The sequence below is a fragment of the Lactococcus sp. DD01 genome (genome assembly GCF_001578715.1).
In the GTDB taxonomy this organism is placed as follows: Bacteria; Bacillota; Bacilli; order Lactobacillales; family Streptococcaceae; genus Lactococcus; species Lactococcus petauri.
Genome location: NZ_KQ968939.1, coordinates 348,100 through 353,170, shown reverse-complemented (window position 1 = coordinate 353,170; position 5,071 = coordinate 348,100). Strand labels below are relative to the sequence as shown.

The following is a 5,071-nucleotide window of genomic DNA, read 5'->3' as shown; positions in this document are numbered from 1 at the left end:
TCTCTACTCTTCCTTCTTTAACTATTTATTCACTCGCATTTTTTAGACAAACCTTAATTTTATTGCCAATTAACCTGTATAAACAAAAAAATATACAGAAAAAATGAAATAAAATTCACTTTTTTGTATATCTATTCACGGTATTTTTCTCAAATAATAATAGAAAAGTTATTTTGAAAGAGAAAATCATATAATTCAATAAAAAATGGGCTAAAAAATAAAAAAATATTGAAAAAGCCCCTGAAAACAGGAGCTTCTTTCAATAAAATTAAGGTTTTTTTTACAGATGTTCATAAGAAAATTTTGTAGCGAAATATTATTTCACAAAAAACTTCTCATTTATCTCACACTTACATAATATCATATATTTAAAATGAACACAATAAGCAAATCTTTCCAAAAAACAAAAATACGAAAGTCCTTTTCTTATCCAAATATTTTTTTGCACTTTAACAGGATTAAAAATACAACAAAATTTGCTTTTACGTTCCTGGCTTATAGGTTGTATGTCAAATGGAAGCAAGGTTCTTCGAGACTGTTATTTAAAAATTAAAAAAGCCCTCGCAATACGAGGACTTGGGAGTTTTATGAAAAATTTTGGAACAAGTAAAGTATAACCTTTCTTTCTTAAATCAAACAAAGGATACTATTTTTTAACCACAATAACATTGCAAGGTGCGTGATTAATGACGTAATTTGTTGTTGAGCCTACTAAAAGGCGGTCAAACATATCTGTTCCGGTTGCACCAATGACGATTAAGTCAATATTTTTATCTTCTTCTTCTGCAAAATTAACAATTCTTAGTTTTGGCTTACCTGCAATTTCGTAAGTTTCATATTCAACTTGTTCGCGGATAATATCTTTACAGTTTGCCAAAATATCTTGCGCAAGTTGATCCAATCCTGGTGTTTCTACAATACCTTTATGCACAGCACCATAATATTTATTGATATCTTTTACAGTCAGAACATGTAGTTTTGCATGATTGAGACGGGCAATGCGAATCGCTTCATCTACTGCTTTGTAAGATTGTTCAGATCCGTCCACAGGAACCAAAATATTTTTATAATAGTCAGTCATAAACATTCCTCCTTTTATATCTTTCTCTACTTCTATTGTACATTTTCTTCCTCTAAAAACGAAATCATTTCCTTGAAAGCAATGCTCGACCGAAAAAGGCATAAAAGAAATACGCCCACAAAGTGAGCGCATTGAAGTGATAAGATAAACATCTTACTGGAATACTTGTATTATATCGCCACTTTCTTAAGTAACACTAAAAATTAATGCTTTTAAATAAGACTATGACAAGCTACTTTTTGGATCTATTTAACGACCAAGACATTACATGGTGCATGATTTACAACAAACTGGGTGGTTGAACCTAACATGAGTTTATTAATCATACCTGCTCCAGTTGCGCCAATAACAATCAAATCCATCTTCTTATCTCCGGCAAATTGGACAATCATATGTTTGGGCGCACCAACAATTTCATAACTGTCATAAGATACTTCTTCACCAATAATCTCCGCCGCTTTCTTCAAAATATCTTGTGCCATTATATCAATTTCAGGATTTTCGACGACACCAAAGCCTATCATGCCATAATGATGCTCCATATCCTTAACAGTCAAAACATGAAGTTTTGCGTTGTTTCTCTTTGCTAAAGTAATTGCTTCGTGCACTGCATTATAAGATTGATCTGAACCATCTAGTGCAACTAAAATATTGTGATATTGTTTTTCCATCATTAGTACCTCCGCTTCATTCTTTCTTTAAATCTATTATCGCTCTTTCCTCGTAACAATTCAAATATTTCAGTGAAAAATTAGAGCAAATGTTCAGATTTACTTTTAAAAGTAGCTTTTTTGTACTTTTTAAAAGAATGTGTTACAATAATTATGGAATTTCGTTATGTACGTTATAGTGTCCTTTCGTCGATATAACATAGAGAAAGGAGAATGCATTATGACATTCACTAACAAAAACAAAAATTTCAAGTATACTGTATCTTTAGATACTTCAAAAGATATTTTTAAAGTATTTTTGGCTAATGATCCAGCTGTTTTTGGGCTTGGTCGTACCATCGAAGAAGCAATGCAAAACTTGGAAGAATTAGCATAAGGAGCTCATAGCAATGGATGAATATTCCTCGTGATGGTATCTACTTCACACGTTTAAGTAGATGCCTTTTTTTGTACTCAAAAATCTAATTCTCTTCCCCTAAATATATCCTCAAAAATTTACTTCTTACCTAAATTATGGTTTAATGGCATCATAGACATCTGAATAGAAAAGAGATTGTACACATGATTTCAAAAAATATTCAAAGAGCAATGCTCAAAGCAAACCATATCGGCGCTGAATCTAAGGTATTTACCTATCTAGCCGAATGTTTAAGACAGGAAGGAATTGTAAAAAATATATGGCACCTCCCTTCTGGAGACAGCTTCTACTTTTCGCAAGCTGGCTCACTTGTAAATCCGGGGAACCCTTTAATTGGACGTGTTGGGCCTTGCCCAGATTTTGATCAAATTGCTCTTATCAAAAATATTCGTGCAAACCAAGCTGGTAAAATTTCCTTCCCTGAATTCTTGGTTTCACTTTGGAAAGCGGGCGTAATCCGATATGAGATTGATTTCACTACACGACAGATGAGTTATTTTGGCGCATTTGACCAAGTCTATCAAGAAAACTATCCCACTGTTGAAATCGAGACTTCATCTACCGAATCTTTTCTCCCCTAATTTAAAAGCTCTTGAAATATCAAGGTCTTTTTTTATTACCGACTATGCAGAGTGTGATGTTTTTTCATCTTCATAAGATAAACCATTATCACAGAAGTTTTGCTTCTTGTTACCATTTTTGTTAAAATTCATCTATGATAAAAATTTATTTTAAGGCATTAATTCAAGCACTGCTTATTTTAGCAGTTTGCCTCTTTCTTCTTATTTATGTAGGCACAAAAATGCTGGCCTTCATTGCTTAAAAAATTTTAAGCTTCTTTTGCTTATCTTCTTTCTTTTTGATAGAATTAAGGAATGGTTAAAATTTTATTTACCTCAATTATTAAAGTAGCGATTGCTCTTTTCATCATTATTTCTTTTGGAATGATGATGTTAACTTCATTCTTACCTATCATGTAAGCAAAAAAGTACCGGTAAATTACCGGTACTTTTTTATTCAGGAAAAGGTTCTACGTGTACGTCAATATCAAAAACTTCAAACTTTTCGGACAGTTGTTTTTCAATTTCCTCGGTAATCATGTGGCTTTCCGCAACTGAAAGTTGAGCATCCACATAGATAACGATATCTAGAAAAATATTGGCACCATAAGTTCTTCCTCTAAGAAATGGTACTCCTTTCACACCAGGGATTTTTAAAATATTCTTCTTATATTTTTCTAAATCTTCCTCAGGAAAACCATCAGATAAAGTAAAACTACTCTCTCTGAAAATTTCAACGGCCGTTTTAATAATGATAATACCAATAATAAAAGCCGCTACTGTATCTAAAATATAAAAGTGAAGATAAGAAGCCGCAATTGCTACAGCCGCACCAATTGATGTATAAGCATCACTTAAGTTATCCTTTGCTGCTGCCATCAAAGCTTGCGAATTAACTTTTTTTGCTAATCTACTATTATAAATGTACACAGCCACCATGATCAAAGCAGAACCAATACCGACTAATGCAGATAAAGGATTTGGTGGTGTGAAAGAATTATTGATAATCTTTTCAAAAGAAGAATATAAAACTTCAAGCCCAACCATCAGTATGATAAATGAAGTAATCATACTCGCAATATTCTCAAATTTCCAATGTCCATAACGATGATCATTATCCTTTGGTTTGCGGGCAAGTTTCAAGCCTATGAGTACGGAAACTGAAGCAATCACATCTGTAAAATTATTCAAACCATCCGCACGCAACGCTTCCGAATTTGCAAATATCCCCATAAATATCTTTGTAAAAGCTAAAATGATATATGCTGAAATACTAATCCACGCGCCCTTCTCAGCGATTTTCAGTTCTTTATATCTCTTGTTTTCCATATCCTTCTCCTTCTGAAAAAAGTAACCTTTCTATTGTATCATCGACTATTGTAAAAACAAAATGAAATGTTGTTTTAATTTAATCAAGAAAGTTTAGAGCATTATTTTTAGGTTTCTCACATCTTTTTTCCTTTTATTCTATAAAATTACTTTTTTACAGTAAAAGAAAGCGTACTCTTTCCATCTATGATATACTGTAACCAGGAGATTAATTTATGAAAAAAATTATATTAGTACTTATTCCACTACTTTTACTTGTTGGTTGTGGAGCGGATAAAAAAGAGGATACTGCCAATTTTGCTCAAGATAAACAGTCAAGTGCTCACAGTTCCTCCTCTACATCCACTCCTAGTTCTTCTCAGAATACTGTCGCATCAAGTGAGCAGCAAAAAAGTTATCCTGAAGCTTTAGAACAGTTTTCTAAAGGAGACTATTCAAACTTTCATGGGCTCTATAAAAACAGCAACAATGACGTTCTAATCATCACCAAAGACCACATTGAATATTATTCTCATACCGGAAAAGATATTGGCTCTGTCATTATCAACGAAAGTACTTTTAAATCTAAGACCGAAAATCAACCCTTTAACCAAATTTATCTTTTTAATCAAGGCCAGATAGAGATCAACTTTAATGCAACAGCAGATAAGATTGAAACAATTCAGATTACAGATAATGCTGGTACTACTGCTGATTTTACTTTAGCTGCCCAACTTGACAGTAATAATTTTACTAAGGATACTGTACTTAATTATTTTAAGAGCTATCTTTCTAATCCAGATGATTATTATTTTGATACTGTGAATACGCAAGATTCTTTTGTAATTCAAGTTTTTTCAAAAGAAATGCGAGCAAATGGTGGGAGCGGAACCGTTGGTTTATACAAGGTTTTACCTGATGGCACTATTTATCTTGTAACTTATGATGTAGCAACAAATACATACCCCAAAGCCGAGTAACCAATTATTCCTACATTATAAATAATAAATAAAAAATCTACGTTCTTAGACGA

The 5,071-nt window shown here is 32.5% G+C and carries 6 protein-coding genes; 3 read left to right on the top strand and 3 right to left on the bottom strand.

All coding sequences use genetic code 11. From position 1 onward, the window contains the following. Positions 1–646: 646 nt before the first annotated feature. Together LACDD01_RS01775 and LACDD01_RS01770 are read right to left on the bottom strand one after the other, a co-directional pair. A complete protein-coding gene (locus LACDD01_RS01775; protein ID WP_004256982.1) occupies positions 647–1,081 on the bottom strand; it encodes a universal stress protein in 435 nt (144 codons plus the stop codon). 245 nt (positions 1,082–1,326) lie between these two features. Then, positions 1,327–1,752 (bottom strand): universal stress protein, encoded by a 426-nt coding sequence (locus tag LACDD01_RS01770; protein WP_061414119.1) that lies wholly within the window; start codon positions 1,750–1,752, stop codon positions 1,327–1,329. A gap of 220 nt (positions 1,753–1,972) precedes the next feature. Here LACDD01_RS01770 and LACDD01_RS01765 point away from each other — a divergent pair, with 220 nt between their 5' ends. Beyond that, on the top strand, positions 1,973–2,128 hold the full coding sequence (locus LACDD01_RS01765; RefSeq protein WP_225210226.1) for a hypothetical protein: 156 nt from the start codon (positions 1,973–1,975) through the stop codon (positions 2,126–2,128). Between the two features lie 185 nt (positions 2,129–2,313). Beyond that, on the top strand, positions 2,314–2,751 hold the full coding sequence (locus LACDD01_RS01760; protein ID WP_061413016.1) for a DUF1398 family protein: 438 nt from the start codon (positions 2,314–2,316) through the stop codon (positions 2,749–2,751). Between the two features lie 432 nt (positions 2,752–3,183). Here the strand turns inward: LACDD01_RS01760 and LACDD01_RS01755 are convergent, their stop codons facing one another. Next, positions 3,184–4,059 carry a cation diffusion facilitator family transporter gene (locus LACDD01_RS01755; RefSeq protein WP_061413015.1) on the bottom strand — a complete coding sequence of 292 codons (876 nt, stop codon included), beginning with the start codon at positions 4,057–4,059 and terminating at the stop codon, positions 3,184–3,186. 215 nt (positions 4,060–4,274) lie between these two features. Here LACDD01_RS01755 and LACDD01_RS01750 point away from each other — a divergent pair, with 215 nt between their 5' ends. Continuing rightward, on the top strand, positions 4,275–5,018 hold the full coding sequence (locus LACDD01_RS01750; RefSeq protein ID WP_061413014.1) for a hypothetical protein: 744 nt from the start codon (positions 4,275–4,277) through the stop codon (positions 5,016–5,018). The last annotated feature ends 53 nt before the right edge of the window (positions 5,019–5,071 follow it).

Coding starts and splice junctions, on each gene's coding strand:
- LACDD01_RS01760 (WP_061413016.1), top strand. CDS start 2,314: ATGATTTCAAAAAATATTCAAAGAGCAATGCTCAAAGCAAACCATATC.
- LACDD01_RS01765 (WP_225210226.1), top strand. CDS start 1,973: ATGACATTCACTAACAAAAACAAAAATTTCAAGTATACTGTATCTTTA.
- LACDD01_RS01770 (WP_061414119.1), bottom strand. CDS start 1,752: ATGGAAAAACAATATCACAATATTTTAGTTGCACTAGATGGTTCAGAT.
- LACDD01_RS01750 (WP_061413014.1), top strand. CDS start 4,275: ATGAAAAAAATTATATTAGTACTTATTCCACTACTTTTACTTGTTGGT.
- LACDD01_RS01755 (WP_061413015.1), bottom strand. CDS start 4,059: ATGGAAAACAAGAGATATAAAGAACTGAAAATCGCTGAGAAGGGCGCG.
- LACDD01_RS01775 (WP_004256982.1), bottom strand. CDS start 1,081: ATGACTGACTATTATAAAAATATTTTGGTTCCTGTGGACGGATCTGAA.